Annotated in this window: 23 protein-coding genes and 3 pseudogenes; 12 read left to right on the plus strand and 14 right to left on the minus strand. The window is 59.5% G+C overall.

All coding sequences use genetic code 11. The annotated features are described in order from the left end of the window. Positions 1-39: 39 nt before the first annotated feature. From ACZ9EJ_RS23960 to ACZ9EJ_RS23975, 4 genes are all read right to left on the minus strand, one after another. A complete protein-coding gene (locus ACZ9EJ_RS23960; RefSeq protein ID WP_046642470.1) occupies positions 40-1,473 on the minus strand; it encodes an NAD-dependent succinate-semialdehyde dehydrogenase in 1,434 nt (477 codons plus the stop codon). A 212-nt stretch (positions 1,474-1,685) separates the two neighbouring features. Continuing rightward, positions 1,686-2,549, minus strand: coding sequence for an amino acid ABC transporter ATP-binding protein (locus tag ACZ9EJ_RS23965; RefSeq protein ID WP_046635053.1), 864 nt, complete (start codon positions 2,547-2,549; stop codon positions 1,686-1,688). Next, the gene (locus tag ACZ9EJ_RS23970) at positions 2,549-3,202 is read right to left on the minus strand and encodes an amino acid ABC transporter permease (protein WP_046635055.1); all 654 of its coding nucleotides are present in this window, start codon (positions 3,200-3,202) and stop codon (positions 2,549-2,551) included. The genes ACZ9EJ_RS23965 and ACZ9EJ_RS23970 overlap by 1 nt, the downstream gene beginning before the upstream one ends. A gap of 331 nt (positions 3,203-3,533) precedes the next feature. Next, positions 3,534-4,376, minus strand: coding sequence for a transporter substrate-binding domain-containing protein (locus tag ACZ9EJ_RS23975; RefSeq protein WP_046635057.1), 843 nt, complete (start codon positions 4,374-4,376; stop codon positions 3,534-3,536). A 566-nt stretch (positions 4,377-4,942) separates the two neighbouring features. Between ACZ9EJ_RS23975 and ACZ9EJ_RS23980 the strand changes: the two genes are divergently transcribed. The 7 genes from ACZ9EJ_RS23980 to ACZ9EJ_RS24010 all read left to right on the plus strand — a co-directional run bounded on the left by ACZ9EJ_RS23980 (position 4,943) and on the right by ACZ9EJ_RS24010 (position 12,150). After that, complete coding sequence (locus ACZ9EJ_RS23980; RefSeq protein WP_046635059.1) at positions 4,943-6,073, plus strand: NAD(P)/FAD-dependent oxidoreductase; 1,131 nt, start codon at positions 4,943-4,945, stop codon at positions 6,071-6,073. Beyond that, positions 6,066-6,383 (plus strand): (2Fe-2S)-binding protein, encoded by a 318-nt coding sequence (locus ACZ9EJ_RS23985; RefSeq protein WP_080951310.1) that lies wholly within the window; start codon positions 6,066-6,068, stop codon positions 6,381-6,383. Before ACZ9EJ_RS23980 ends, ACZ9EJ_RS23985 begins: the two co-directional genes overlap by 8 nt. Next, positions 6,376-7,752, plus strand: coding sequence for an FAD-dependent oxidoreductase (locus ACZ9EJ_RS23990; RefSeq protein ID WP_080955889.1), 1,377 nt, complete (start codon positions 6,376-6,378; stop codon positions 7,750-7,752). The genes ACZ9EJ_RS23985 and ACZ9EJ_RS23990 overlap by 8 nt, the downstream gene beginning before the upstream one ends. A gap of 269 nt (positions 7,753-8,021) precedes the next feature. Continuing rightward, complete coding sequence (locus ACZ9EJ_RS23995; RefSeq protein WP_046635063.1) at positions 8,022-9,257, plus strand: NAD(P)/FAD-dependent oxidoreductase; 1,236 nt, start codon at positions 8,022-8,024, stop codon at positions 9,255-9,257. Between the two features lie 385 nt (positions 9,258-9,642). Continuing rightward, on the plus strand, positions 9,643-10,614 hold the full coding sequence (locus ACZ9EJ_RS24000; RefSeq protein WP_046635156.1) for a proline racemase family protein: 972 nt from the start codon (positions 9,643-9,645) through the stop codon (positions 10,612-10,614). Positions 10,615-10,857: 243 nt separating this feature from the next. Next, positions 10,858-11,757, plus strand: coding sequence for a dihydrodipicolinate synthase family protein (locus ACZ9EJ_RS24005; protein ID WP_046635065.1), 900 nt, complete (start codon positions 10,858-10,860; stop codon positions 11,755-11,757). Positions 11,758-11,952: 195 nt separating this feature from the next. Then, a complete protein-coding gene (locus tag ACZ9EJ_RS24010; RefSeq protein ID WP_370649762.1) occupies positions 11,953-12,150 on the plus strand; it encodes a UPF0262 family protein in 198 nt (65 codons plus the stop codon). Positions 12,151-12,260: 110 nt separating this feature from the next. Here ACZ9EJ_RS24010 and tnpB read toward each other — a convergent pair. Together tnpB and ACZ9EJ_RS24020 are read right to left on the minus strand one after the other, a co-directional pair. Continuing rightward, a pseudogene (gene tnpB / locus ACZ9EJ_RS24015) lies at positions 12,261-12,539 on the minus strand (IS66 family insertion sequence element accessory protein TnpB); the annotation flags it as partial. Positions 12,540-12,568: 29 nt separating this feature from the next. Further along, a complete protein-coding gene (locus ACZ9EJ_RS24020) occupies positions 12,569-13,285 on the minus strand; it encodes an IS6 family transposase (protein ID WP_046635070.1) in 717 nt (238 codons plus the stop codon). A 51-nt stretch (positions 13,286-13,336) separates the two neighbouring features. Here ACZ9EJ_RS24020 and ACZ9EJ_RS24025 point away from each other — a divergent pair. Beyond that, positions 13,337-13,523: pseudogene (locus tag ACZ9EJ_RS24025) on the plus strand (Tn3 family transposase); the annotation flags it as partial. A 57-nt stretch (positions 13,524-13,580) separates the two neighbouring features. Here ACZ9EJ_RS24025 and ACZ9EJ_RS24030 read toward each other — a convergent pair. Together ACZ9EJ_RS24030 and ACZ9EJ_RS24035 are read right to left on the minus strand one after the other, a co-directional pair. After that, positions 13,581-14,171, minus strand: coding sequence for an RES family NAD+ phosphorylase (locus tag ACZ9EJ_RS24030; protein ID WP_046635159.1), 591 nt, complete (start codon positions 14,169-14,171; stop codon positions 13,581-13,583). A 4-nt stretch (positions 14,172-14,175) separates the two neighbouring features. Continuing rightward, a complete protein-coding gene (locus tag ACZ9EJ_RS24035; protein ID WP_046635074.1) occupies positions 14,176-14,892 on the minus strand; it encodes an antitoxin Xre/MbcA/ParS-like domain-containing protein in 717 nt (238 codons plus the stop codon). Positions 14,893-15,201: 309 nt separating this feature from the next. Here ACZ9EJ_RS24035 and ACZ9EJ_RS24040 point away from each other — a divergent pair, with 309 nt between their 5' ends. Continuing rightward, positions 15,202-15,918, plus strand: coding sequence for an IS6 family transposase (locus ACZ9EJ_RS24040; protein WP_046635070.1), 717 nt, complete (start codon positions 15,202-15,204; stop codon positions 15,916-15,918). 46 nt (positions 15,919-15,964) lie between these two features. Here the strand turns inward: ACZ9EJ_RS24040 and ACZ9EJ_RS24045 are convergent. Beyond that, positions 15,965-16,213, minus strand: a pseudogene (locus tag ACZ9EJ_RS24045) (Tn3 family transposase); the annotation flags it as partial. Between ACZ9EJ_RS24045 and ACZ9EJ_RS24050 the strand changes: the two are divergent. From ACZ9EJ_RS24050 to ACZ9EJ_RS24060, 3 genes are all read left to right on the plus strand, one after another. After that, entirely contained in the window at positions 16,114-16,389 is a 276-nt protein-coding gene (locus ACZ9EJ_RS24050) for a 3-keto-5-aminohexanoate cleavage protein (protein WP_080954253.1), read from the plus strand. The pseudogene ACZ9EJ_RS24045 and the gene ACZ9EJ_RS24050 overlap by 100 nt on opposite strands. A gap of 227 nt (positions 16,390-16,616) precedes the next feature. After that, positions 16,617-17,606 (plus strand): ShlB/FhaC/HecB family hemolysin secretion/activation protein, encoded by a 990-nt coding sequence (locus tag ACZ9EJ_RS24055; protein WP_046635077.1) that lies wholly within the window; start codon positions 16,617-16,619, stop codon positions 17,604-17,606. A gap of 210 nt (positions 17,607-17,816) precedes the next feature. Then, a complete protein-coding gene (locus tag ACZ9EJ_RS24060; RefSeq protein WP_046642178.1) occupies positions 17,817-18,533 on the plus strand; it encodes an aspartate dehydrogenase domain-containing protein in 717 nt (238 codons plus the stop codon). A 7-nt stretch (positions 18,534-18,540) separates the two neighbouring features. On the opposite strand, the gene ACZ9EJ_RS24065 is transcribed toward ACZ9EJ_RS24060, so the two are convergent. The 5 genes from ACZ9EJ_RS24065 to ACZ9EJ_RS24085 form a co-directional block, all read right to left on the minus strand. After that, positions 18,541-19,356, minus strand: a complete 816-nt coding sequence (locus tag ACZ9EJ_RS24065) for an ABC transporter permease (RefSeq protein ID WP_080954246.1) — start codon at positions 19,354-19,356, stop codon at positions 18,541-18,543. Between the two features lie 74 nt (positions 19,357-19,430). Continuing rightward, on the minus strand, positions 19,431-20,381 hold the full coding sequence (locus ACZ9EJ_RS24070; protein ID WP_046635163.1) for an ABC transporter permease: 951 nt from the start codon (positions 20,379-20,381) through the stop codon (positions 19,431-19,433). Positions 20,382-20,491: 110 nt separating this feature from the next. After that, a complete protein-coding gene (locus ACZ9EJ_RS24075; protein WP_052764705.1) occupies positions 20,492-22,000 on the minus strand; it encodes an ABC transporter substrate-binding protein in 1,509 nt (502 codons plus the stop codon). Between the two features lie 96 nt (positions 22,001-22,096). Continuing rightward, complete coding sequence (locus ACZ9EJ_RS24080) at positions 22,097-24,178, minus strand: hydantoinase/oxoprolinase family protein (protein WP_046642177.1); 2,082 nt, start codon at positions 24,176-24,178, stop codon at positions 22,097-22,099. After that, positions 24,175-26,178: a hydantoinase B/oxoprolinase family protein gene (locus ACZ9EJ_RS24085; RefSeq protein ID WP_037082690.1), complete on the minus strand. Its 2,004-nt coding sequence runs from the start codon at positions 26,176-26,178 to the stop codon at positions 24,175-24,177. Before ACZ9EJ_RS24085 ends, ACZ9EJ_RS24080 begins: the two co-directional genes overlap by 4 nt. Positions 26,179-26,248 lie beyond the last annotated feature (70 nt).

Genomic DNA, 26,248 nt, shown 5'->3' on the forward strand with positions numbered 1-26,248 from the left:
TATACCGCGCTCCTATTCGCATCCTTTCGTCAGCTGCCTTCAAAGATGAAGGTGACCGACGTATTTCTTAACAGTGTATGCTTCGAGCCCCTCGACGCCGCCCTCGCGGCCCCAGCCGCTGTCGCCTATGCCGCCGAAGGGCGTCTCAGGTATTGTGACAACCATCTGGTTAATTCCGATGACCCCAACTGCAAGTTCCTCTGCGATACGATTGGCGACCGCAGCCGAGCCGGTAAACGCATATCCTGCTAAACCATAGGGCAATGCATTCGCCCGTGCGAGGGCTTGATCGAGGTCATCAACAGGTTGCACCAGAGCAAGTGGGCCGAACGGTTCATGTGTCATGGCCTTAGCTTGCCCAGGCATGTCCGCCAGGATTGTTGGGCTATACATCAGGCCCGGACCCTTGAGACGTTCACCACCAGCGATCAGTCGGGCCGAATGAGACAGAGCATCGGAGATCAAGTCATCCATGGCTTCGATGCGTCGCACGTTTGCGACTGGGCCGACGGTGGTGCCCGGGTTTAACCCGTCACCCACCACCTGTTTTTCAACGAAGGCGCGTGCGTATTCCAGGTATTCCTCGTATGCAGGACGTTCCACGAAGAAGCGCGTCGGCGACGTGCAGACTTGGCCAGTGTTGCGCATCTTAATGCTCATGGAGAGCTCCGCCGCTCTCTGGATGTCGGCGTCCTTCGCCACGATCACTGGAGCGTGGCCGCCGAGTTCCATGGTGGCGAGCGTCAGGGTCTCCCCTGCCAGACAAGCAAGATGACGCCCCACCGGAGTGGATCCGGTGAAGGAGATCTTGCGAATGATCGGTGAGCGAATGAGATATTCAGAGACTTCCGCGGGAACTCCGAAGACCACGTTCAGCACACCTTTGGGTAGACCCGCATCGGTAAGCGCGCGGGCGATTTCCAATGTCGTGCCAGGTGTCTCCTCAGAGGGTTTGATAATGCACGTGCACCCGGCGGCAAGGGCGGGAGCAATCTTACGGGCTGGCGTTACCGCAGGGAAATTCCACGGCGTGAAGCAGGCGACGGGGCCAACCGGCTCCTGCGTGACCGTCTGGCGCATGCCGGCCATCCGTGCCGGGATGACGCGGCCATAGCTGCGCCGGCCTTCTTCAGCAAACCAGTCGAAAAACTCAGCCGCAGCCGTGATCTCGCCTTTCGCTTCCGCGAAGGTCTTTCCCTCCTCCAGGGTCAGCACAGTGGCAATATGGTCTACTCGCTCGCGCATCAGGTCCGCAGCGCGGCGCATGATCTGGCCGCGCTCATAAGGTGAAGCGCGCTTCCAGGTTTCAAAGGCTCGGCTTGCGGCAGCGAGTGCGCGGTCAAGCTCCGGTTTGCCAGCATGAGGCAATCTGCCAAGAGGCTGCTCCGTAGCAGGATTGAGAACGGATTGGCTCCCCGCATTGGTTTCTTCGATCCATTCGCCATCAATGAGCAGGGCCAGTTTGGTGTACATCTATTTATTCCTTTGCTTGGAAGAACGTGACGAGACGCCAGTCGGACAAAGGCCGCCGGGACAGGTCAATTGAGGTGGTGAGGAAGTCCGTTGATACAGGTTGAGTCCGCACCCGTGCTTCGATGGCGTTAAGGCCATCTTCTATCTGCGACCTCGCCTACGACTGTGCAGGCAGGTTGAGCGAGCGGACAATCGGCGAGACTACGCCAGCTTTATGTTGGCCATGATTTGCTATCCTTTGATGGAGTTGCGATTGACGAGGCGTCTGCCGCCGCCACGAGAGGGCTTAGAAGGCGGGCCTGCTCCGTGAAACGGCTGACGAATGCCGCAAGGCGCGCGTTGTCGCCCGAGAGTAAGAGTTCACGCGGAGGACCGTCCGCGGCGATCACACCCTGGTCCATGAAGACCACCCGATCAGCCAGCTCGTAAGCGAAACCTATCTCGTGGGTCACGATGACCATAGTCATACCCTCGGCGGCCAGCTGGCGAATCGCGGCGAGGACTTCACCCACCAGTTCCGGGTCCAGGGCCGACGTCGGCTCGTCGAACAGCATGATGGTTGGTTGCATGGCAAGCGCACGGGCGATGGCGACACGCTGCTGCTGCCCGCCCGACAGCTGCGAAGGATACTTGTTTCCGGCATCGGGAAGGCCCATGCGGCTGAGAAGCTCACGCGCCTGCGCCTCAGCGTCGGCGCGGGGAACCTTCTTCACCACGATCGGCGCTTCGATGATGTTCTCCAAAGCCGTCCGGTGGGGGAAGAGATTGAAACTCTGGAACACCATGCCGGTCTTGATGCGGACGGCACTAACTTTAGAACTGGACAACCTTAGCCGTTCGCGTCCATTGCGACGGAACAGTGGCGCACCCTCGATGAGGATCTCGCCTTGGTCTGGTTCCATGAGGAGGTTCATGCAGCGGAGCAGTGAGGTCTTGCCGGACCCGCTGGCGCCGATGAGGCAGACCACCTCGCCGCGATGGACGTCGAAATCGACACCGCGCAGCACATGTTGCTTGCCGAAAGACTTCTGGATGCCGCGTACGCTCAATATAACATCGTTCGATTTTTTGGTCATTACGCGGCCTCCCGGCGCTCGAAGCGGCGCGAAAGGGCGCTTAGAGGAAACAAAATTAGGATGAAGAGAATGCCGATTACCGTGTAAACTTCCATCGGCCGGTAGGTAGTGCTGGAGATGTAGCCCGCTTGGTAAAGCAGATCCGGGATGGTCAGCACAGAGAGCAGCGTGGTGTTCTTGAGCTGCATGATGGTCTGGCCGACCAACGGCGGCACCATGCGGCGCAGGGCCTGTGGCAGTATGATCCGCCTCATTCGCTGGAAGTAGCTCATGCCCAGCACGACGGCGGCGTCGGTCTGGCCGCGATCTATCGACTGGACACCGGCGCGTAAGATTTCCGCATAGAAGCCGCTGGCATAGAACCCGAGCCCCAGAATGCCTGCAACTTCCTTACTGATCTGGATCTGGAGAAAGATCGGCAGCGCGTAGTACGTCCACAGCAACAGCACGAGCAGTGGTATGTTGCGAAAAAATTCGACCCACACGCGCCCAAGCAAACGCAAGGGGAGCCAGGGGGTGAGTTGAAGCAGCGCTACGAAGAGGCCGATCACGAGCCCGATCGCGCACGTGTAAGCGGTATACTTCAAGGTGACGAGCAGGCCGAAGGCCAAGAGGTCCCAATTGGCTAGAACAAGGGAAATATCGAAGTTCATGGTCTTTTCCTCAACGGGGAAGGAAACTGTTAGGCAGCAGATTGTCCGCTTCCGACACGAAAATGCAAAATGCACTGACTAAGCGATGCCCAGCCCGCGGACTAAGGCGGAACGGATATCCGCTCCGGGACCCCGATCCGCATCGCGGGAGGGCGCGGGCAAGGCCACCACAATGGCGGCGTGCCCGCGCGGTTCTTGGGGCCAAGGCTCCATCTGCTCGTCACGCCGGTTTCTGAAACAACTGCGAGGGAAGATTGCCTCGACAAGCGATAGAATCCGACAGTGTCTCAACGGGACGAGCTCACTGCTTAACGGTTGGCCCTTATGCCAATCAGCAGTATTTTCCGGACTGAGGAACCACCTTCATATCGATGCCGCGCTCGAGCATGTAGCGAGTGATGCGCGAGCAGGAGAGACCCAGCGAGTTCTGCTGCGACATCCAGTTGGCCAAGAAGTTGGCATAGCCCTCATTTCCTGCCTCGCGCCGGATACCGATCGTGGCGGGATTACGCAGCACGGGAGTAGGGACCAAAGCCTTGCCGAGCCCCTTGGAATGAAGAAGAGCTGCATCTTGGTCTCCGAGTATGATGGCATCGATCTTGCCGGACTGGAGCTCAAGGATTGCTTGGTCCCGTGTAGCAACAACCACGATGGTAGCATTGGGAACAACCGACTCCGCGATCACCTGCATGGTGCTACCCTTCTGCACCGCAATACGACTGTCCTTGGTGTCCATTTCGCGCCAAGTCTTCGGCGCAAAATCTGGGCGGACAATCAGCGCCCAAATGCCGTCTACGATGGATCCTGGCACGTAGTCGATGACGAGACCGCGACGCGGATTGGGATTGAGAGCCACCGCAAGATCCAACTTGCCGGCCTGAAAATCGGCGGCCAAATTGCCCCAGGTCGTTTCAACATACTCAAGTTTGACGCCGAGGATATTGGCGATATCCCGACCCCAGTCCACGTAAAAGCCGCCCCATTCACCCGTACGGGGATCCTTGATGTAACCTGGCTCCTCGGAGGTCATGACTGGAAACTTCAGCTTCCCACTCTCCTTAATGCGGTTAAGCACCAGCGACGGATCCTCAGCGCGGGCTGGTAGGGTGGCCGGCCCAAGCAAAGTCGCCGCTCCAATCAAGGCAGCCGCAATCGCACTAATCCAGCGTTTCATTGTAGTTCTCCTCTGTTATTGTTTTGAACCATGTCAAGTGACGTATGCACTATATCAATTACGTGCGCTCGCGCAACTCAAAAATTTGCCAGCCTTCGAACTCCCAGAGCCGCCGGACACGTCATTCTTGAAACGCGTGTGACGGCGGCGGCCATCGTCGTGCTGTTCATGCACGATAGGACTCAAAACCCGGTATTGTAGGATAACTGCGGGGTTTGGGGGTTTCGCCCACGTAATTTCTCAAGTGCACCAGCCTTGAGTTCGAAGACAGCGTGGGGGTGAAGATGCCCGCCGCTGACGATCAACCGCGCGAACTGGTTCAAGAACACAGCGGAGGGGCGGTTGTTGGATCCATCGGGACATATGGAATATGTGCAGCCGGAAGAAATCAGTTGCGTCGACACGCGGTCATGATATGGTTCAATGATTACTTGTCATAATTCAATGTTGTGGCTTTGCCGAGCGATGTGTTGGTCGATTATCAGTAGCGCGCTGACGCAAGCCGTTTTTGACGATGCGCACCATGAGACCGCAAGTCCTCATCCTCCTGGGAAAAGGTTTAAGCCATGACGATACTGACGCGGGAATGGGCCAACGTAAAAGCTGACGTCGCGATCATCGGCGGAGGGATTGCGGGGTTGACTGCAGGCATCTCTCTTTTGCAGAACGGCCTGAAAGTTGCGGTGGTCGAGGACGGTGGTACTCGTAAGGCGGCGTCGTGGATCAACGCTGGAACGGTTGCCCTTCAAAACAAGGTTCCGCAAATCCAAGACATTTGTCTCGCCGCAATCAGAGTCTGGGCGGAGCTCGACCAGAGCCTGAATGGTGCAACCAACTACATGAGGGCTGGTGGTTATCGCGTTGCATGTAACGATGATCAGATAGAGGCGCTCCATCAGCGCCGTGTTGAACTCAAATTCCACGGTGTGGATTGTGAAATTGTCGAAGGGCCCGACGTCCGGAAGCGGACCCCCTGGTTCTCACAAGACGTACGAGCGACGTCTTACTGTCCCTACGATGGTATGGCGAGCCCTTTGCGAACGCGCATGGCATTGATGAATGCGTTCGATCGCCTGGGCGGCCTGCGAATTGCATCGCACGTCCAAGCGGTTGAAAGCGCCAACATGACGACCAAGCTTGTTACTTCCGACTCCCATGCCGTGGAAGCGAATTACGTCATCATCGCAGCGGGAGCATGGAACACCGAGGTCTCGCGAATGTTCGGACGGTCGGTTCCAACTGACCTGAAGGTCAATATCCTCTCGGTAACTGAACGTACTTCTCAGTTTATGAAGGGATCAGTAACTACCCATGCTGGTGGCAAGTTTACATTGAAGCAATTTGCCAACGGCTCATGCATTCTTGGCGGTGGATATTCCGGCGTCGGAAGTCTCGAAAGCAATGCTGCTGACATTGACGTACATGAGCTCCAGAAAAATCTGCAGGCACAATGTGAAGTTGTGCCTGGCCTGGAATCCCTTCTCCTCGTACGGAGCTGGGCTGGATTTTCTGAAACGGCATTCAGCTATGGCCCGGTGTTGGACAGCATCGATGATAATGCTCGGGTCTGGATCATTCTAACCGGTGACATCGGATTCACATTAGGTCCCCTGTTCGGTCGGATGGCGGCCGATGCAATATGTGGCCACGCGACGCCAATGTTCAAAAACTCTCTGAGGCTTCCGGAAAATGTCTAAAGCGGACAAGAGAACTTTTAAGCGCTTGGGGGCGAGCGATACCGCCGCCGCTGTCAAAGTATTTGTCAATGGCCACAGCATGTCGGCAGTTGCGGGTGACACAGTAGCCGGTTTGCTGTTCACAATTGGTGCGTTGAGGATAAGACGTTCATTCAACCTACAACTGCCACGCGGCTATTACTGTGGGATGGGTGTTTGTTGGGAGTGTACAGTCGCCATAGACGGCCAGCGCGGTGTACGGGCTTGCCTCACTGAGATCTGTGACGGGATGCGTATCGTAACCGATGCGGAGAGCCACGATGATGTATGACGTTGTAATCGTCGGTGCGGGTCCTGCAGGTTTGTCTGCCGCTCGTATGGCTGCTGAAGCCGGATTGAAAGTCGCGCTAATAGACGATCAGCCTCGGATAGGCGGTCAATATTTCCGACATGCCGGCGTGAGGCGAATCGGGGGGATCTTAGCACCCCGATTTGGAAGGGCGCGATACATCCATACTAGCCTATCCACACTGGGCAGGTGCGGTGTAGAAGTCTTGAACGAGGCGACCGTTGTTGAAATATCGGCAGATCGAACTCTTACCGTTGCATTCAGTGGGAGCATCACCCAACTCCAGGGTGAAAATGTTGTTATTGCGACGGGGGCTCGGGAGCGAGTTATACCCTTTCCTGGTTGGACCACTCCTGGCGTCATTGGCGCTGGAGCGGCGCAAAACCTGATGAAGGCGAGTGGCGTTCTTCCTGGATCCCGCGTCGTTGTCGTGGGCGCAAATCCCCTTTGCTTACTGGCAGCGACAAGCCTTTTGAGGTGTGGGGTAAAAATTGTTGCTGTCTGCGCTCCGAGCCGACCGCGGGTAACATTCAACGCCCTGTTGCGCTTGATGCGGAGACCGGACATCTTTCTCCGGGGAGTGGGCTACCTTCTAATGCTCAAGCTTTATCGGATTAGGATGCTCAGTGATTATCGTGTCACTGATGTCATCGGAGACGCGAAAGTGACTGGCGTCATAACGCGTCGCTTCGCCGAAGGCCTGCCGCCTTCCGAGGAGCGCCTGGATGTTGACCTGATAGTCGTCAACGATGGCTTGCTTCCCAATATCGAACTGGCGTCACGTGCTGGCTGTGAGATCGAGTGGGAACCGTCAACGTCTGTTTGGTCTCCCAAGCGGAACGCGGATTTTGAGACGACCATACCTCACGTGTACGCGGTCGGCGATTGCGTGACAGCTTCCGGCGTGGAGAACTCATTGCTGGAGGGGGAGATTGTTGCAATATCTATTGCTGCCTCAAAAGACGTTGGCGAGCGCGGTCGTCTGAGGCGACTTTCGAGGCTAAAGTGGAGATGGCGCCGCCTCCAAAAGTTCAGATCCGCTGTGGTGGAGTTAACCGTCAAGGAATCACTCGACCAGCGACCGCTAACAGATGACACTATCGTTTGTCGCTGCGAAGATGTCTCGCTAGCTACAATCAATGACGCGCTTTGCCAGGGTGTCCAAGACTTGAACGCGTTGAAAGCGGAAACGCGTGTATGCATGGGGCGCTGTCAAGGTCGCACATGCATGCATACGGTCCTTGCCTTGTTGGCAACGGCAGTCGGAAAAGAACCGGATCAATTCAAGCCTCCAGTTCCCCGCTTGCCACTTAGACCGGTGAAAGTTGGCGATTGGTTGAAGAAATTCTGAGCACCGTGAAAGATCGCAAACACGCGCAACAGGGCGCGGATTTCGGCCGGCGACACCGACTTTTGACGCCAGCTCGGCCGACAAAGCAAGTGGACCGCGAACTTAAGCGACCCATCCGACTCTGCATTCGGTCTGAGTCGAGTGAGCTCAACGGTACTTGGCACGCAGCGCCGGGAGCCTAAGCCGGGGCTGCCCTGCGTCGCGGACGGCAATTGTTATACCTAAGATTTAGCCGCTAGCTAAACAGAAGCGCGTTGGAAGTGAATACAATGAAAGAGCATCAATCTGTGGCGTTAATCGGCGGGGGTGTGATCGGCGCGAGCTGCGCCCTTGCGCTTGCCCGTGAGGGATATCGAGTCACGGTGCTTGAGAAAGGAAATGTCGGACATGGATGCTCATGGGGGAATGGAGCGCAATTCAATGCGGGCTCTTCTCTCCCGCTGGCTTATCCGGGTGTTGTCCGTCAAGCCATCAAATGGGTCGTCAAAGCCAATGGTCCTGTTCGCATAGCGCCACGGGAGTTTGCTCGGGTCCTTCCCTGGTTAATCCGGTTCCTCAACACCGGACGGTTGAGGAAGTGGGAGGCAGCTTACGACGGGCTACATGCGCTGAACTCCCAATGCGCGGCTCTCTATCGTGAGATGCTTGGCGAGCCCGATTGGAACCGCCATTTCCGAATGAATGGCGCCATGCACGTGTTCAGAGACGAGCTTGCAGGCCCTTTGGACGAGATTGTTGATGCTATGCGTCTCGAAAAAGGCGTCCGGTTCGAAAGGATCACGGGTCAAGACGTACGGGAACTGGAGCCGAAGCTGTCTCGCGACTATCGCCGCGGCATCTTTTTTCCCGATAGCGGCCACGTAGTGTCGCCGGTGGGGCTGGTCGAAGGACTGATGCAAAGGGCGAATGCGCTGGGTAGCAAGGTACAAAAAGCAACGGTCTTCGCCGTAGAGCCCGGCTCCAGCACTGTGACTCTGCAGACGAGCCTGGGAGCGCAAGCCTTTGATTATGTCGTTATTGCTGCTGGTATTGCTAGCCGAGATCTAGCGCGCTCGCTCGAAGTCTGTTTGCCCTTAGCAAGCGAGCGCGGATACCATGTTACTATGAAAGGCGTCGCCAACGCCATCAGTCGCCCCGTTACAGATGCTGCTTCAGCCTTTGTAGCAACTCCTTTGATCGAAGGACTGCGAGTCGTGGGCATAGCCGAATTCGAGGCGCCTGACGTGTTGCCGGACCCGCGTCAAAGCAGGAAGTTACAGGTGTCTGCCAGGACCATGCTACCTGATATTCCGTTAGGCGAAATGCGAGATTGGGTGGGTGTGCGGCCATCCACACCGGACAGTCTTCCGTTGATCGACCGTCACCCTCGCCACCCTTCTGTCTTTTTCGCAACCGGGCATGGCCACATGGGCATTTCCGGTGCTCCAATGACCGCCGCACTCATCTCAGATTTGATAGCCGCGCGAGTTCCGCGGATTCGAATTGCTCCTTATCGACTTCGATAACGAGCAATCAACAGTTTCCTGTTGCATTGTAGTAGTGCATTCCTATAGTTTTGAACCAAATGACATGCTTCAAGTTGCAATGGAGGTTTCGGTGAACCACGGGATGAATTGTACATCCGCAACTCCGGTAAGAACCGCTTGGACAATCCGCCATAGCGCCGTACCGGCTCCAGTAGGCAACTCCTCTCTTCTGGTCAAAAGCATCAATACAACGAAGTTCTGGAGGTTCTCGCTATGTCGGGGCGTGAGCCGGAATACTTGAATCATACGAGAAGATGCGACGGGGAGGGACCTCTGTCGATGGGAGCACGAGAAGCACTCCGTATGCGCGTGAGCGTGGCATCGGCATTAGACTTGTAACCCAGTTCGGAAAGGCTTGCTGATCATGCGTGCGAACCGTCTGTTTAACGTTGTTGACAGCCACACAGCGGGACATCCAACCCGCGCTGTCATGTCGGGTATTCCTTCGCTGCGTGGTCGAACCGTTCTCGAACAGCGGAACGACTTTCGCGAGAACCACGACGGCCTGAGGACTCTTCTCTTGCATGAGCCGCGCGGGCACACTGCTATGGCGGCCGCTGTGCCCGTGCCATCTCGCGAAGCCGACCAAGGACTGTTCTTCGTCTTTTCCTATAGCTATGCCGATATGTGTGGTCACGCCACGATTGGCTACGTCGCAAGCTTGGCAGCGATGGGTGCGCTTCCGGCGCACTTCAAAGAAAACGGAATGTCCATCGAGACTCCGGCTGGCATCCTGGATGTCACTGGCACGTTTGAAGAAGGTCGCTTGGCCTCAGTGGTCTTGCGCAATGTACCGTCTTACCTTGCTGCTTCAAATGTTGTCGTAAGAGCCGACGGCTACGGTGACATCGATTGCGATATCGCCTACGGCGGCATTACCTACGCAATCGTTGATGCGAGACAGTTCGAAATGCCGCTCGAAATGCATCAGGTCAGCCGCTGGTGCCAAGCGGGGATGGCGATTAAAGACACTCTGAACGCAAAGCACGCTATACCGCCGGTTAACAGCATTCTTTTCCACCAAGCGATCGAAGGTGGCGGGCGTCACCTGGTGATATTAGCTGCCAATAAGTTCGATCGCTCGCCCTGCGGGACAGGCACGTCAGCCAGGCTTGCGCAACTTCACGCTCAGGGGGAGCTTGCTCTCGATACACCCTACCGAGCCGAGAACATCCTCGGAATACCGTTCACTTCCAAGGTCGTGGCCACAGCTCAACTGCAAGACGGGCGGGCTGCTGTCATCCCTGAAATTTGTGGGATGGCTCACATCAGCGCATTTTCGACAATCGTGCTGGAAGAGGGCGATCCTTTGCCTGCCGGTTTCCTTCCTACGTGATGGAGTCTGCCATGAACCTTGATTCGCCCATTCAACGTGAAACTGGGGTCTACTCCCACCCGGCCTGCTCGATAGAAAATACAAGATCTAAAGCTGCGCGTTTGGACTTGCCTCGGCCTGCTTGTTGCCGTTCTCCAACTCAGTCCTTGGTCCTTATCGCCGTGGATCGGCAGGATCTCGGTCGAACTCTTCGGTGCCCAACGGAGCATTCTTCAACCACATCTTCCAAAGAAGGAAAATTAAATGGCTAATGTCAATTGGAGCGGCATCTTCCCCGTACTTGTCACACCGTTCGATGTCGATGGTTCGATCAATGAGGCGCTGTACAGGGAGCTTGTCGATGAAGCGATCACCAATGGCGCGCACGGCATTGTTGCTGCCGGTAGCACAGGTGAATTTTACGCTTTAACAATCGCCGAGCGCGCAGCCCTCTACAAACTTACCGTCAGTCATGTCGCTGGCCGCGTTCCAGTCCTTGCGGGCGTAGCTGACTTGCGCGTCGAAGACGTGTTGGCTGCGTGCCAGTCGGCTGTTGCGGCGGGTTGCGCTGGGGGTATGATTCTTCCGCCGATTTACGCGATGCCCAATCCCCGGGAAATTTTGGCTTTTTTTGAACACATCTCTCAAAACACAACGTTGCCGCTGATGTTGTACAATAGTCCCCGCCGCGCCGGCATCGACCTCATCCCGGCGCTGGTAGAACAGCTCTCCGCGCTTCCAACCGTGGTCGCGATCAAAGACAGCTCGGGCGCTATCACGCAGGTAAGTGAGCTTGTACAGCGGGTCGGCGATAAGCTTCGTGTTTTTGTCGGCTATGAAACAATGATTGTTCCAGCCCGTGCTGTTGGAGCGCATGGTGTCGTTGCAATGGCCCATCAGATCGCTGGACCTCTGGTCCGGGACTACTGGGATAAGGCGCTGAACGGAGACAAGTCGGTCGAAACACTTGGCCGCGACATTTTCGCTTTTTATCGTTGCTTTCAGTCTGGATCGTACTACGCAGCAATCAAGGAAACCATGAACCAGCTTGGTCGCGACGTGGGAGGTCCTCGGATGCCACTGATGCCACTGGCGGATGAGCAAAAAGCAACGATCCGCAAGATCATTGCGGATGCCGGCCTCGGGCGCTGGGCAAAAGTGTAAAGGCGATCAAAAATTGCGCAACTCGTCCGGCTCTGCAGGAGTTGTTGTACAGGCTCGGCTCCGGCAGTATTGATTGAGGGCGACGGTGATTGCCGGATCGTGGCGGCAGTCGCACGCGAACCGTGTAGGCCACGGCATAGCCTTATGAGATGCGACCACCCGCTTCCGACGGATGGTCAAGGAGTACATGCAATTATGTACGCCATCTGCCGACCCGGGATAGAGCGGCTGGAGCCAATCGATATCGGCCGCCGTGGCATCCATAATGAAGCGGCCGAGCTTTTGAGAGAGCGTCTTTTCTCCAAAGTCAGCATCGACAAGGACACGGCGCCCGCCTGTTCAACCCGATCTATACGCTCCTCGACCGCAATGCCGAGCATAGGATCCTGTTGAGAAGAATATCCCGAAGACCGCTCGGGCAGCATAGGCGTATCGAAGTGCTGCTGCACATCTGCGCCGGCGCTGACATACTGACGTATCGGGTGCCGGGCCACGGCTTCAATATCGATACCGTCGAGCAGCCAATGAAGCTGTTCCGTCGTCAGATGCGCCACTGCATCCCGGCGCTTTGGCCAGCAAAACCGGTCTTCCTCAAGGCGCTTCAAAATTAAGACGAAGCCTGACCGATCAAAAAACAAAAGCTTCACCCGGTCCCTGCGACGGTTGCAGAAAGCAAAGACAGCCCGCGCAAAAGGATCAAGCGCCATCGACTGCTCCACCAGAATGGCAAGGCTGTCGATGCCGGCCCTGAAGTCGACCGGCGCCGTAAAGTTAACGGACACCGGTCAAAAATGTTGCGCGCGGCTTTCGTTTATGCGGCTTGCAGGTGTGCGATTTCGTTCCACATCTGCATGGCTTCGGTTCTCAGTTCGCGGTGATGGTCTGATGAGATCTCGTGGCGTGGAATGTGAAAAAGGTTGGCAATCGGGTCGTGGATGGAAACGAAACGCTGGAGATGTCGCGCTGACTTGAAGCGCTTCATGATCCTTTCTCGCTTGCGGATCGGCTGATGGGAGTTTTCTGCCCGATTGTTCAGTCCCTTGTGCGAACGATGCTCGACGCCAGGCATGATCTCCCGCTTCGCCGCACCGTAGGATCGAAGCTTGTCGGTGATCAGCACGCGTGGCGAACGGCCTTGCCCTTTTAGAAGCTTTCGCATCAACCGCTTTGCAGCCTTGGTATTGCGGCGGCTCTGTACCAGGACGTCGAGGACGAACCCATTCTGGTCGATGGCGCGCCAAAGCCAGTGTTTCTTGCCGGCGATCGTGATGACAACCTCATCGAGGTGCCATTTGTCGCCGAGCCTGCCGGCGGATCGCCTCCGGATATCATTGGCGAAGCGCCTGCCGAATTTCTCCACCCAGAGACGCACGGTCTGGTGCGAGACGATGACCCCACGCGCTGCCAGCATATCCTCGACCATGCGCAGACTGAGCGGAAAACGAAGATACAGCCACACTGCATGGGCAATCACTTCAGCTGGAAACCGATGGCGGCGATAAAGGCGATCAGGAGCAACTTGGGTCATGCTGGAAGATCGCACAGGTCAATCGCCGACAGGTTAACTTTACGATGCCCAACGTCATCATCCGATGGCCAGTTCTTCCGCGCGAGCGACCGAGCCGCAAAGCGCGGCGATATCAATTTGCATTACGGCAGCGAACCTGGATCGAAATTCTACAGCTCTGTCAGATCAGTACGGCTACTTCAGCATTCTGCCCATCAGTCCGACCGAAAGCGAGGCGGCCTATGTGCTCGATGGGCTATCCATGCATCCCTGTCGCGGCCATGAGCGCATCGGCAGAAGGGAGTGAGAATGCCTGTCATGGAGAGCGGGCGCTCCGGACCGAGACACCGATTTCCTTCAGTGCGGGAACGAGGTCTGGGTGTCGAAGAAGCTCGATTGCCGGCGTCGCCGCAAGCTTGCGCGTCACCGCACGGTCGTAGACCGCGAGGCAATGGGCACCTGTCAACCGCGATGCGTACAACAATCCGTCAGCATCGAAGGTTCCGTAGACGGCCTCGCTCAGCGCCTGCCCATCGTTGTGTGTTTTCGCACGGGCAGCATCGGTGCTGACTCCTAGCTTGAGCAGACCGGTGGTTCTCAGATCGAGGATGGTCAAGGGATCGACAGCGGAAACCTCGGCAATCGCCCAGTCTTCGAACTCTGTTTCATCAAGCACCCGGTCGGCGCTGCCCTCGAAGCGGTCACGCACGATCGTTTCGGCAATCGCCGTCGGTAGATCCTGCGCGATGTAGACCAGGCGAAATCGCCTGTGAGGGCTGGAAAAGCGGCTATTGCCAAAGCCCATGCCGAGTGGTGTCGCCATGTGGGCACGCGGCAAAACGCGCAGCCAGGCATTCGGCCGAAACGCTAGCGCGAGATCGGCAACTGTTTTGGGATCGAGCTTCACAGTGTCAGCCGAAATCACGCTCGGCCGCAGCAAGGACCTCGTCCAGACAGCCATTTTTCATGAGATCCAACGGCGAGCCGCCGATATCAGGCTTTGTCCGGATCAACCACTGCCATGCGACACGAGGATTGGCGATGATCCGCGTCACCTGAGCCATACCCTCTACCGGGCGGCCATCGACGAACTGCGCCAATGGAAAGACATGCTTGCGTTCGCCCTTCAGCAGGCCAATCACCGCGCCACGCCTCTGCCAGTCGTGCAGGGTCGACCGTTTCGTGCCAAATGTTTTTTCGATCTCGGCCGGTCCCGCGACAGGACCGGCCCAGTCCTCGAGACGCGTCGGCTCTGCAAAAGCTGCAAGTCTGCGCCTGCCATCATCCAGATCGATGGGCGCGGGAAGGCCTGCACCCTGACTGACCTCGACGGATTTTCCAACCGCAAGCGGCGTGAGGTAGACACCAGATTCCGCGACGAGGCCAGCAACCGCGACCTCGACGGCTTGCGCCAGCTCGCGTTCGTCGGCAACGATCCGGCGTTGCTGGTCGGCGGCAAGACGTGCGGTTGCTGCGGTGACTGCGGCGACGACACGCCCCGTCGCGGCAAGCGCCGTCTTGGAAAGACGTGGATTATGACGGGCGAGGACCTCGACGACATCGGCGATGGCCGCCGGGTTCAACCCCGACAGGGAGGTTGCTGACGATTTTCTGACGGATGTGACCATGTTCCTGCTCCTATCATCTGCGACGATAGATAGTACAGATTGTCCGGAATGTCCAGATTGCAGGGCGCATCAACGTCATTGCCCCTGACCTCCTCGGCGCAAAGGCGTTCGTTGAAAGTGGCTTCTCGCGCCCGTGTTTCCGCAAACCGCTCCTTGTGATAGTCCTCGTGAGACAGGCGCCACTTCATGAGGTCTTCGATATCTCGGGTGGTATTGGCCCAGATATAACCCCCCCAGCCAACATGCCGACGAGCGTCAACGGCATCGTAAAGTTAACCTGTCGGCGATTGACCTGTGCGATCTTCCAGCATGACCCAAGTTGCTCCTGATCGCCTTTATCGCCGCCATCGGTTTCCAGCTGAAGTGATTGCCCATGCAGTGTGGCTGTATCTTCGTTTTCCGCTCAGTCTGCGCATGGTCGAGGATATGCTGGCAGCGCGTGGGGTCATCGTCTCGCACCAGACCGTGCGTCTCTGGGTGGAGAAATTCGGCAGGCGCTTCGCCAATGATATCCGGAGGCGATCCGCCGGCAGGCTCGGCGACAAATGGCACCTCGATGAGGTTGTCATCACGATCGCCGGCAAGAAACACTGGCTTTGGCGCGCCATCGACCAGAATGGGTTCGTCCTCGACGTCCTGGTACAGAGCCGCCGCAATACCAAGGCTGCAAAGCGGTTGATGCGAAAGCTTCTAAAAGGGCAAGGCCGTTCGCCACGCGTGCTGATCACCGACAAGCTTCGATCCTACGGTGCGGCGAAGCGGGAGATCATGCCTGGCGTCGAGCATCGTTCGCACAAGGGACTGAACAATCGGGCAGAAAACTCCCATCAGCCGATCCGCAAGCGAGAAAGGATCATGAAGCGCTTCAAGTCAGCGCGACATCTCCAGCGTTTCGTTTCCATCCACGACCCGATTGCCAACCTTTTTCACATTCCACGCCACGAGATCTCATCAGACCATCACCGCGAACTGAGAACCGAAGCCATGCAGATGTGGAACGAAATCGCACACCTGCAAGCCGCATAAACGAAAGCCGCGCGCAACATTTTTGACCGGTGTCCGTTAACTTTACGGCGCCTGACGTTGTGCCATAGCCCCAAAGGAGAGAATGCGGATGGCTGGTGTGTGCGTCCGTGATGCATGCTTGCGCGGCACGGTAGGTCTCAGAGCGGGTGTGGAAGGTGCGCATCCAGCTGATCTGGTGAGCGCTGATTCCTTTTGATGCGCCCGCCATTCGTTTCGGACCGAGGTTCGTCCCATCTGCCAGAATGCCGGCGAGCATGGCAGAGACATTTCTTGGGACGTCGCCAGTGCGAACATGTGCGCGTGGGCCTGGAGGACAACCTCTATTTGGGCAAGGGCGAACTCGCGCCGTCCAATGCCGACCAAGTTCGCAAGATCCGCCGTATCCTCGAGAAACTCTCCCTCATTGTCGCCACGCCCGACGAGGCGCGCGTTATGCTCTTGACCAAGGGAACGGACAACACCGCTTTCTGAGCGACTTAGAAGTGCCGCGTTGCCTTGGAGTTGCCGCCGAACTTTGAGCGGAACCCTAAGACCACAAAGGCTTCCCGTCATGATGACTGCGGTGCTCTGAGCGACAAGGCGGGCCTGGACCGGTCACTCGCGTACTCGCGGAGCCGGTCAGAGCGTCTTTCGTGGGTGCTGAGCTTAGTCGGTCGCCCGGGCTGAAAGGGGCTATCTTAAAGTAGGCAGGTGCCTCATTGCCCGAGCAGCAGCTCGAGGGCGGCGTGCTGCGGATCGAGCTCGTCGAAGGGCGGGTGGGCAAGGTCACCGTTGAGGGCGCGACGCGTTCCGCAGATTACGTGCGCGGGCGTGCGCAGCTGGAACCCGGCACGGTGGTGGATGTGCCCGATCTCAGCGGCCGCATGGCGGCGCAGAACCGCATCAGTGAGGTGCATATCCGCATCGCATTGCAGCCGGGCACGGATTTTGGCCAGAACGATATCACCCTTTCGGTGACCGAGCCGAAGGAAGACATTCTCGACGTCTTCCTCGACAATTTCGGCTCGCCGACGACCGGCCGGTTTCAGCGCGGCTTGCTTTTCCAGCATTATGGCCTGCTCGGGATTGACGACCGGTTGAAGCTCTACGGCGTGCATGCCGAGGGCAACCTCTCCGGCAATGCCTCCTATACGTTCGGCTTCAAGGGGCTGGACGTGACCGGTGGCTCGCGCAGCGCCGGCATCAATTTCATCCAGCCGGTCTATTCCGATGGCACGTGGCTGGCGATGCTCAATCTCGGCGGCACGCTCAGCCATTCGACGACCAAGCAGAGCGGCATCGCCTTTACCGACAATCGCACACTGAAACCCTTGATCGGCGCGACGTTCAACTATTACGGACAGGATTTTTCCGCCTCCTTCGCGCCGTCCTATCCCTACGGGCGGACGGATATCAAGGTCACCGAAGCCCTCGACGAAGCGGAGTTCTTCAACGGTACCGCGTCCTTTTCCGCCGTGCTGCCGCAAGATTTCGCGCTGCAGGGTTTCGGTGCCTGGCAGGTTTCGTCGAAGCCGCTGGTGACGGGCGACCAGCTGTTCCAGATCGGCGGCGCAACCACGGTGCGCGGATACGGCAACTCGGTCGGCGGCGGCAGCGGTTATTATGCCAATCTCGAGTTGCACAAGAGCTTCAACGGCGATTTCGGCGTGGTCGATGTGTTCACCTTCGTCGACAATGGCGCGGTCTAATCCACCAGCCCGTCGAAGATCAGCCTCACCGGCGTCGGTGCCGGTGTTTCCTATTCCTATAACCAGCGCCAGACGCTGGAAGCGACGCTCGGCGTACCGGTCGGTGATCCAGTGCCTGGCAGCCCGGATTATACGGTGTTCGCCCGGGTGATCGGCCGTATCTTCTGATAGGGTGCCGGGAGTGTTTAGGGTTGTCTGCGGGAGAAAGTCTTGAAACGTGTCGGTGTGATCGGACGCGGCCGCATTGCCGGGCCGGTGATCGAGGCCATCCGCAACAATGGCGACTGGCAGCTGGCCGGCGTTCTGGCCCGCAATCCGAGCCGGGAATTCGAGCTGCAGGCCGATGCATTTTTCGACCGTGACTATGACCTGATCATTGAGGCGGCCGGGCCGGAAGCCTTGCATGAACATGCAATCCGGGCGCTGGCAATGGCGGATCTGTGGACCGTCAGCGGCAGTGTGCTGGCCGATGATGGTTTCCGGCAAGCGGTCGAACGGGCCGGAGCGCAGTCCGGTCACCGGCTTCGGCTTCTGTCCGGCTCGATGGCGGGCCTCGATGGCGTTGCGGCGCAGGCGGCGGGCGGTGCTTCAAGGCTTGAAATCATCAACCAGCGGCCGGGTCTTGGCAAACAGGCGGGCACGGTGTTTTCCGGATCGCTGCGGGACGCGGCCGGGCTTTATCCGGACGAGGTCAATGCAGCTGTGGCCGTGGCGCTTGCGGGTCCCGGCATCAACATCACGACCATGACGCTTGTCGATCCGGGTCCGGGGGGCGAACACCGGCTGATGCTGAAGGGTGACGGCGGTTTTGCGACGCTCGACGTCGATATCCTGATCCGGCCGTTGTCGCTGGGCCATCTGCATCCCGTGGCGGCGTCGATTATCGCCGCCCTGAAGGACGCAACGCGCCCGATCCGCATCGGTTAAACCCTCGTCACGCCTTCGGGTCGAGCGCGTCGTGCAATCCGTCGCCGAGAAGGTTGAAGCCGAGCACGGTCAGGAAGATCGCGATGCCCGGATAGATCGCCATCCACGGCGCGAGGCCAAGCGAGGAACGCGCCGAGTTCAGCATGCTGCCCCAGCTCGCATCCGGCGGCTGCTGGCCAAGGCCGAGAAAGGCAAGTGCCGCCTCGGCAATGATCGCGGTGGCGATCGCCAGCGTCGACTGTACCAGAAGCGGCGGCAGGGCGTTGGCGAAGATGTACTTAGTTAGGATCGTCGACGGGCGCACGCCCATGGAGCGCGCCGCCTCGATATATTCCTCCACCTTGATGATCAGCGTCTGGCCGCGGGCGAGGCGTGCAAAGACCGGCGCGGTGGAAACGCCGATGGCGATCATCGCATTGGTGAGGCTCGGGCCGAGAAAGGCGGCGAGCGCAATGGCGAGAATGAGGAAGGGAATGGCGAGAAACGCATCGACGACGCGCATCACCACCACATCCAGCACGCCGCCGGCAAAACCGGAAATGATGCCGATCGGTACGCCGATGGCAAAGGCGATCACCACCGAGACGACACCGGCGTAAAGCGAGGCGCGCGCGCCATAGAGCACGCGGGACAGCACGTCGCGGCCGAGTTCGTCGGTGCCGAACCAGTGTGCAGCCGAGGGCGCCTTGCGCACCAGGCCCCAGTTCGTCTTGATCGGATCGAAGGGCGAGATCAGCGGTGCGACGATGGCGATGACAACGAACAGCGCCACGATGGCAAGGCCGAAGACGGCGGCGCGGTTGCGCGTGAACCGGCGCACCATGCGTCTCAGCTCGGAAACGGTAGCCGCCTCGGTGGATCCGATGGCAACGGGGGCGATGGAAGGGCTCGATGCACTCACAGCGTTTTCGACCTCAGCTTCGGATTGGCCCAGAAATACAGGACATCGGCGAGCAGGCTCATCAGCACGAAGGCGGCGCCCGAGAGCAGCGTCACGGCCTGAACCGCCTGGTATTCGCGGTTGAACACCGCATCGACGACCATCTTGCCGATGCCGGGGATGGAAAAGATCTGCTCGGTCAGCACGGCGCCGGCCAGAAGCGTGCCGAACTGCAGCGTCGCGAGCGTGATGATCGGCACCTGCGCGTTGAGAAAGGCGTGCTTGAGGATGACGATCCACTCCCGCTGCCCCTTGGCGCGGGCGGTACGGACATAGTCCTGGCTCATCACGGTCAGCATCGCGCTTCGCGTGTGGCGCATCATGGCGGCGGCAAGCGCGGTGCCCAGCACGATCGCCGGCATGGTGATCGATTTCAGGCTCGCCCAGGGATCGACGAACGGGCTGACATAGCCGCTGGCGGGCAGCCAACCGAGGTTCACCGCAAACAGCAGGATCATCATGATCCCCAGCCAGAAATTCGGGATGGAGATGCCGGAGAGCGCGGTGATCGTGACGACATGATCCCAGCCGCGGCCGCGCCAGATCGCGGCAAGAATGCCGGCCGGTATGCCGATGATCAGCGAGATGAACATGGCGGCCAGCGCCAGATGCAGGGTTACCGGGATCTTCGCCGCCAGCATCGGGCCGATTTCCTCGCGCGTCCGGTAGGACACGCCGAAATCGCCATGCATGACGCTTGTGATCCAGTGCCAGTATTGCACGATGAGCGGATCGTTGAAGCCGTAACGTTCGCGAATTTCCGCCAGCATGGCGGGCGTCGCCTCGCCGCCGCCGATCACCAGCGCCGGATCGCCCGGCAGCAGCTGCTGGAGACAGAAGACGATGACCGAGATGATCAGAAGCGTTGGTATGGCGACTAGCAATCGCTGGATTAGGAAACCGATCATCAGCATCTCCTCTTTGCGTCCAGAGGGCGGGCCGCCGGAAAGGTGGCGGCCAGAGAGACGACCCGGAATGCCGGGTCGTCAGGCGCGGAAGGACTTGTTCTCAAGTCTGCTCAGTTCAGGGTCAGGCCGTCAAGCTTCGGGAAGCCGTCGCCGGTGGTGTGAAAGCCCTTCAGGCCTGCCTTGGCCACGAAAAGCGGCTTCTGGTGGTAGAGATAGAGAACCGGGCGATCCTTGACGGCGAGCGCTGCGGCTTCCTTGAAGATCTCCATGCGCTTTGCCGGGTCGGTCGCGGTGCGGCTCGCTTCCAGGAGCTTGTCCATTTCGGGGCTCTTGTAGCGGGTCAGGTTGCGGCCGCCGGTGGAGTGCAGCACGGCGAAGGCGACCGTATCCAGGTCGTTGGCGAATTGCGGGCCGATTGGGCCCCAGGATTCGAACTTGCCTTCGTCGGTCATCTTGAGCGTCGTGGCGAAATCGACGACGTCGAGCTTGATCGCAAATCCGGCATCCGAGCCCATGGCTTGGATCATTTCACCGACGCGGACCGACAGCGGCCGGTTCGGCACGAGAATGGTGAAGGGCACCGGACCCTTGATGCCAGCCTCGGCGATCAGCGCCTTGGCCTTGGCGGGATCGCGTGCCGGGACCGGGAATTTCGAATTGTAGAAGGGCGAATCCGGTGCGGCGAACTGGTTGCCCGCCTGATACTGGCCGGCAAACGCAACATCGACGATCGCCTGGCGGTCGATCGAATATTCGAGCGCTTCGCGGATCTTCGGGTTCTGCATCGGGCCGTTGAAGTTGAAGTTCAGAACCAGCGTCTGGTTGTTGAGAACCGTGATCGGCAGGATCTGCAGCTTCTTGTCGCTGGCAAGCGAGGCGGCGTTGGACGGGTCGAGCTTTTCCATCAGGTCCAGCTCGCCGGACTGAAGGTTGGCCAGGCGCACCGCGTCATCCGGGATGATGCGGAAAATCACCTTGTCGAAGGAATATTTGGCGGCGTCGTAATAGGCCGTGTCCTTGGCGAGCACGATGCGATCCTGCGCGACACGTTCGACGAACTTGTACGGGCCGATGCAGACCGGTGCGCGGCCGAGGTTTTCACCGAGCGACTTGATCGCCGCCGGCGAGAAGATGATGCCCGGACGCTCGGCAAGCTTGGACAGCAGCTGGGCGCTTGGAACCTTGGTCTTGATGATGACCTTGTTGGCGCTCGGTGCCTCGACGCTGGCGATGGTCGAGATGTCGTCGGCGCGCTGCGAGCCCTTGCCGAGATAACGCTCGATGTTGATCTTCACCGCTTCGGCGTCGAACGGCGTGCCGTCCTGGAATTTTGCGCCTTCCACCAGATCCATCGTCAGGGTCAGGCCGTCAGCCGACCAGTTCCAGCTCTTGGCGAGACCGGGGGTCAGCGTCAGCTTGCTATCCGTCCACATCAGGCGGTCGCACATGGCGGTCAGCACGGTGATGCCGGTCTGGGCGCGGTTGGTCATCGAATCCAGCGCGTCTGGATCGTCTGCGAGCGCGATGCGAAGATCCGCCGAATGGGCGGCTGCGCCAAACGCTGCGGTAGCCAGGGCCGCAAGCGCGACCGAGCGAATGTGAGAGGCGATGCGCTTCATATAATTTCTCCGTTCCCGTTTATTTTGATCTTTGATCAACTTTTTCTTGAGAGTGCCGTAAACCCTTCGGGCCGTCAATCCCTTGTTGCAGTGCGATCAGGCCGTTTTGTCGTCTGGAACCAGCACGAGGTTTCCATGTGGCTCGACGGTAGCCTGCCAGCCCGGAGTGATCCAGACCGTCGTGTCATCCTGTTCCACGATAGCAGGGCCGCTGACGGCAAATCCCGATCGCAGATCGGCGCGCCGGAAGAGCGCGGCGTCCACCCATTCACCCTTATGATAGACCTTTCGCGTGCCGGATGACTGTGCCGTTCCGGTTTCGAGCACTCGCTCGACCTGTGCTTCGTTCAGGGCTGCAATCGCTAGGCGTACGGTGCTGACCCGAACTGATGCGGCGCGGTCGGCAAAACCGTAGAGCCGCTCATGTTCGGCATGGAAAAGTTCCAGCAGGGCCGCACCGTCAAGCTGCTCGCGCATCGCCTCGGGCACGAAGATTTCCAGCTCGTAGGCCTGGTCGGCAAACCGCATGTCGGCCTTGACCCGGAAGGAGAGCGCGGCACCGGAATCCGTTTCGCCGGCGATCCAGGCAAGCGATTCCTTCATCATGTCGGTGATCGCGTCGGCGACACGGGAGAACCCGTCGCCGGCCGGCGTCAGCAGCACACCGAGCGAGCGGGCAAAATCGCGGCGGATGTCGGCAAGGCTTGCGCCAAGAGCACAGAACGTGCCGGGGGCAAGCGGGATCACCACCTTTTCAAGCCGGGCTTCTTCGGCCAGCAAGGTGGCATGGGTGGCACCGGCACCACCGAAGGCGACCAGCGCGAACTGGCGATGGTCGAGACCGCGCCGCGCCAGCATTTTCGACAGTTCCACGGCCATCTTGGCGGTTGCGACCTTGAGCGCTGCCGCTGCCGCCTCTTCGGCCGGGTTTGCCACATCGAGGTTCAGTGCCCTCGCAAGCTTGCGCAGGCCTTCGACCGCCGGCTCCTTGGCCAGCTGCATGCGGCCGCCGAGGAAGGTGGTCGGATCGAGAATGCCGCTTGTGAGATAGCAGTCGGTGATCGCCACGCGTTCGCCGCCGCGACCGTAGCAGATCGGTCCGGGATCGGAGCCGACGCTTTCCGGGCCGATCTTCAAAATGCCCTGCGCATCGATCCAGACAGCCGATCCGCCGCCGGCGCCGATGGCGGTCACCGCCACGACCGGCAGGATGATCGGGAAAATGCCGACCTGGGCAAGCTGGGTATATTCCGGCTCGCCGCCCATGACGACGGCCATGTCGGTGGAGGTGCCCCCCATGTCGAGCGTCACGAGATGATCGCGCAGATCGGCCGGCGCCATCTTGACCGAGGCGACCACGCCGGCGGCCGGGCCGGAGAGCACGGTGTCGATCGGCCGGGCGCGGGCGGTCTGCAGGCTCACGGTGCCGCCATTGTTGGTGGTGATGAAGATCGGTGCGGTCAGGCCGAGCCCGCGCATGCGGCTTTCCAGCCGGTCGAAATAGGATTTCATCAGTGGCTGGATATAGGCGTTCAAGCCGGCGAGAAGGCCACGCTCGTATTCGCGCATTTCCGGCCAGATGGAGGCGCTTTCGGTCACCGGCAATTCGCCCAGCCGCTTGCGCAGGCCCTCCGCCACCAGCTGCTCCAGTTCCGGATGCCGGAAGGAGTTGATCAGCATCACCGCGACGGCCTTCAGGTCGGCGGCGCGGATTTCGTCCGCCAGCCGATCCAGTTCGGCCTCATCCGGCCTGTGCACGATCTCGCCATTGGACAGGCAGCGGGCATTGACCTCGAACACGAGATTGCGCGGGATGAGCGGCGTTTCGCGCTTGGCGGTGAAATCGAAGGCAGACGGCATGCGCGAGCGGGCGATTTCCAGCACGTCGCGATTGCCGCGGGAGACGACCATGCCGAGACGCGGTCCGTTGCGCTGCAGGATCGAGTTCAGCGCCAGCGTCGTGCCGTGCATGACCAGTTCGACATCGCTTGCCGCAATGCCGGCGCGGGCGAGCAACCCACCGATGCCGCGCTCGACGGCCAGCGACGGATCGCTCGGCACGCTCGGTTCCTTGAAGAAGACGCGTTTTCCCGTGCCGTTTTCAGCGGCGACGAAATCGTTGAACGTGCCGCCGACATCGATGCCGATCCGCCAGCCTGTGCGTGTCGTCGTCGTCATGCCCGTGTCTCCTGTGCTTCCAGTGCCGCGACCAGATCGGCAAGTTTTGCCCGCAGGGTTTCCGCCCTGCCGGCCATGTCGGCAATATTGAAATGGCCTTCGGCCTTCAGTTCAGGCACCACGTCTTCATAGATGCTGCGCCGTTTCCGGCCGCGGATCGAGGCGGGGAAGCGGGTTAGCGTGCGGTTGAGGCGGGTGACGAGTTCGTCATCGAACACGGTTTCCCACAGCTTTCGGTTTTGGCCGAAATCGAAACCTTCCGACGCCTGATGCGCGCCGCGCAACTTGGCCGTCGCGTCCTGATCGACGCTGCCCTTGCGGATCACCACGCCGTAATCGCGCTCCGCGGATGCCTCGCTGACGAAGCCGCGCTCCACGTCGTACGATACCTCTTCGATCGGCCGGGTGAAGGGATCGCCAAAGCCGCCGCCGCCGGGGGTCATCAGGGTCAGCGTATCGCCACGCTTCACTTCCAGCATGTCGACGCGGTTGAGCTGTTTTTCATCCGGGCGGCCGATATTGAGAACGACGCGGCAAGGCGCGGAGGAACGCCCGCCCGATGCACCCCAGGGGGTGAAGAAGAACCGTTCGAGCCCGCGCGCCAGAACGGCGCAGTCGTCTTTCAGGATGCGGATCGTGTAGACGATGCCGGTGCCGCCGCGCCAGCGGCCGGGACCGCCGGAATCGGAGCGCAGCGCATATTCCTCGATCATCACGCCGGCTTCGTCCTCGGTGCGTTCGATCGGCGAATTGCGGGTGTTGGACAGGCCGGATTCGCGCCCGTCCACGCCATCGGACCCGTCGCGCGCGCCGGAGCCGCAGACGATCGACTGGATGACCATGGAGCGGCGAAGCCCGGTGACGGGGTCTGGCTCTGCCAGCACCACCGGCAGAACCGTGCCGCCGCCGGCGGCCGGCACCAGAGAAGGATCGGCCTTGTGCAGCGCGCCGGAGGCGACGTCGATCAGGCGCATGACGGTGGCGTGGCGCACACCGCAGGCGGCCGGATATTCCGGGTTGATCAGCGTGCCCTTCGGGGCTTTTGCCGTGATCGTATCCATCAGACCGTGGTTCAGCGGCGCAGACGGATCGTGGCTGGTGATCATGTGCATCAGCCGCAGCGTCAGGTAGGGATGGCGCAGCCCTTCGGTCGGCACGTTGAAGGCCGACATCAGCTGCGGATCGGTGCCCTCGTAATCGAGGTCGATCGCGCCGTCCTTGACGGTGACCTTGCAGCGGATGCGCACCGGCACCTGGCTGACGAAATCGTGGTCGAGATAATCCCAGAACTCGTAGGTGCCGTTGGGGATGCGCTTCAGCACTGCCTTGGCCTTGTCGGCTGCATATTCCGCCAGCATCGTTTGAGAGGCGACCAGCGCCTCGGCGCCATGCGCGGCGATGACATCGGCGATGCGCTGTCCGCCCTTGTCGAGGGCTGCCAGCATCGCCTTGACGTCGCCGAGATTGGTTTCCGGCGAGCGGCAGTTGGAGAGGTAGATCCGCAGGATGCCCTCGTCCATACGGCCCTCGTGAACGATCTTCACCGGCGGGATCTGCAGGCCTTCCTGGTAGACGTCGGAAAAGCGCGGCGAGATCGAGCTCGGCACGCCGCCGCCGATGTCCGACGTATGGGCGAAGGTCCAGCCATAGGCGACGATCTCGCCCTCGTGGAAATAGGGCTTGATGAATTGCAGGTCTGGCAGGTGGGTGGAAAGCCCGCCATTGGCATAGGGCAGGTTGGACAGGATCACGTCGCCGGGTTTCAGCGGTCCGATATCCTTGAATGACGGGTTGAGGTCGAGATCGACGAAGGCCGAGACGCCGAGCGCTTCCGGATAGGCGAAGAATTTGCCGTTGACCCCGGCAATCGCGGTCGAAAAGTCCGCCACTTCCTTGATATAGATGGTGCGCGCGGAGCGCACGAGCGTCAGCCCCATCTCCTCGGCGGCGGCCACCGTCTTGTAGCGCAGGATCTCGAGCGTCGTGCTATCCGGTATCATCGTGCTATTTCCCCTATGCCATTCCAACGTAAAATCGGGAGCCGATGGTTCTGGCTTTTCTGGTGCCGGC

The sequence above is a fragment of the Neorhizobium sp. USDA 3394 genome (genome assembly GCF_056280385.1).

Excerpts from the sequence above, each read along its gene's own strand:
- ACZ9EJ_RS23960 (WP_046642470.1), bottom strand. The coding sequence starts at position 1,473 with ATGTACACCAAACTGGCCCTGCTCATTGATGGCGAATGGATCGAAGAA.
- ACZ9EJ_RS23965 (WP_046635053.1), bottom strand. The coding sequence starts at position 2,549 with ATGACCAAAAAATCGAACGATGTTATATTGAGCGTACGCGGCATCCAG.
- ACZ9EJ_RS23970 (WP_046635055.1), bottom strand. The coding sequence starts at position 3,202 with ATGAACTTCGATATTTCCCTTGTTCTAGCCAATTGGGACCTCTTGGCC.
- ACZ9EJ_RS23975 (WP_046635057.1), bottom strand. The coding sequence starts at position 4,376 with ATGAAACGCTGGATTAGTGCGATTGCGGCTGCCTTGATTGGAGCGGCG.
- ACZ9EJ_RS23980 (WP_046635059.1), top strand. The coding sequence starts at position 4,943 with ATGACGATACTGACGCGGGAATGGGCCAACGTAAAAGCTGACGTCGCG.
- ACZ9EJ_RS23985 (WP_080951310.1), top strand. The coding sequence starts at position 6,066 with ATGTCTAAAGCGGACAAGAGAACTTTTAAGCGCTTGGGGGCGAGCGAT.
- ACZ9EJ_RS23990 (WP_080955889.1), top strand. The coding sequence starts at position 6,376 with ATGTATGACGTTGTAATCGTCGGTGCGGGTCCTGCAGGTTTGTCTGCC.
- ACZ9EJ_RS23995 (WP_046635063.1), top strand. The coding sequence starts at position 8,022 with ATGAAAGAGCATCAATCTGTGGCGTTAATCGGCGGGGGTGTGATCGGC.
- ACZ9EJ_RS24000 (WP_046635156.1), top strand. The coding sequence starts at position 9,643 with ATGCGTGCGAACCGTCTGTTTAACGTTGTTGACAGCCACACAGCGGGA.
- ACZ9EJ_RS24005 (WP_046635065.1), top strand. The coding sequence starts at position 10,858 with ATGGCTAATGTCAATTGGAGCGGCATCTTCCCCGTACTTGTCACACCG.
- ACZ9EJ_RS24010 (WP_370649762.1), top strand. The coding sequence starts at position 11,953 with ATGTACGCCATCTGCCGACCCGGGATAGAGCGGCTGGAGCCAATCGAT.
- ACZ9EJ_RS24020 (WP_046635070.1), bottom strand. The coding sequence starts at position 13,285 with ATGACCCAAGTTGCTCCTGATCGCCTTTATCGCCGCCATCGGTTTCCA.
- ACZ9EJ_RS24035 (WP_046635074.1), bottom strand. The coding sequence starts at position 14,892 with ATGGTCACATCCGTCAGAAAATCGTCAGCAACCTCCCTGTCGGGGTTG.
- ACZ9EJ_RS24040 (WP_046635070.1), top strand. The coding sequence starts at position 15,202 with ATGACCCAAGTTGCTCCTGATCGCCTTTATCGCCGCCATCGGTTTCCA.
- ACZ9EJ_RS24050 (WP_080954253.1), top strand. The coding sequence starts at position 16,114 with ATGCGCCCGCCATTCGTTTCGGACCGAGGTTCGTCCCATCTGCCAGAA.
- ACZ9EJ_RS24065 (WP_080954246.1), bottom strand. The coding sequence starts at position 19,356 with ATGGTGCGCCGGTTCACGCGCAACCGCGCCGCCGTCTTCGGCCTTGCC.
- ACZ9EJ_RS24070 (WP_046635163.1), bottom strand. The coding sequence starts at position 20,381 with ATGATCGGTTTCCTAATCCAGCGATTGCTAGTCGCCATACCAACGCTT.
- ACZ9EJ_RS24075 (WP_052764705.1), bottom strand. The coding sequence starts at position 22,000 with ATGAAGCGCATCGCCTCTCACATTCGCTCGGTCGCGCTTGCGGCCCTG.
- ACZ9EJ_RS24080 (WP_046642177.1), bottom strand. The coding sequence starts at position 24,178 with ATGACGACGACGACACGCACAGGCTGGCGGATCGGCATCGATGTCGGC.
- ACZ9EJ_RS24085 (WP_037082690.1), bottom strand. The coding sequence starts at position 26,178 with ATGATACCGGATAGCACGACGCTCGAGATCCTGCGCTACAAGACGGTG.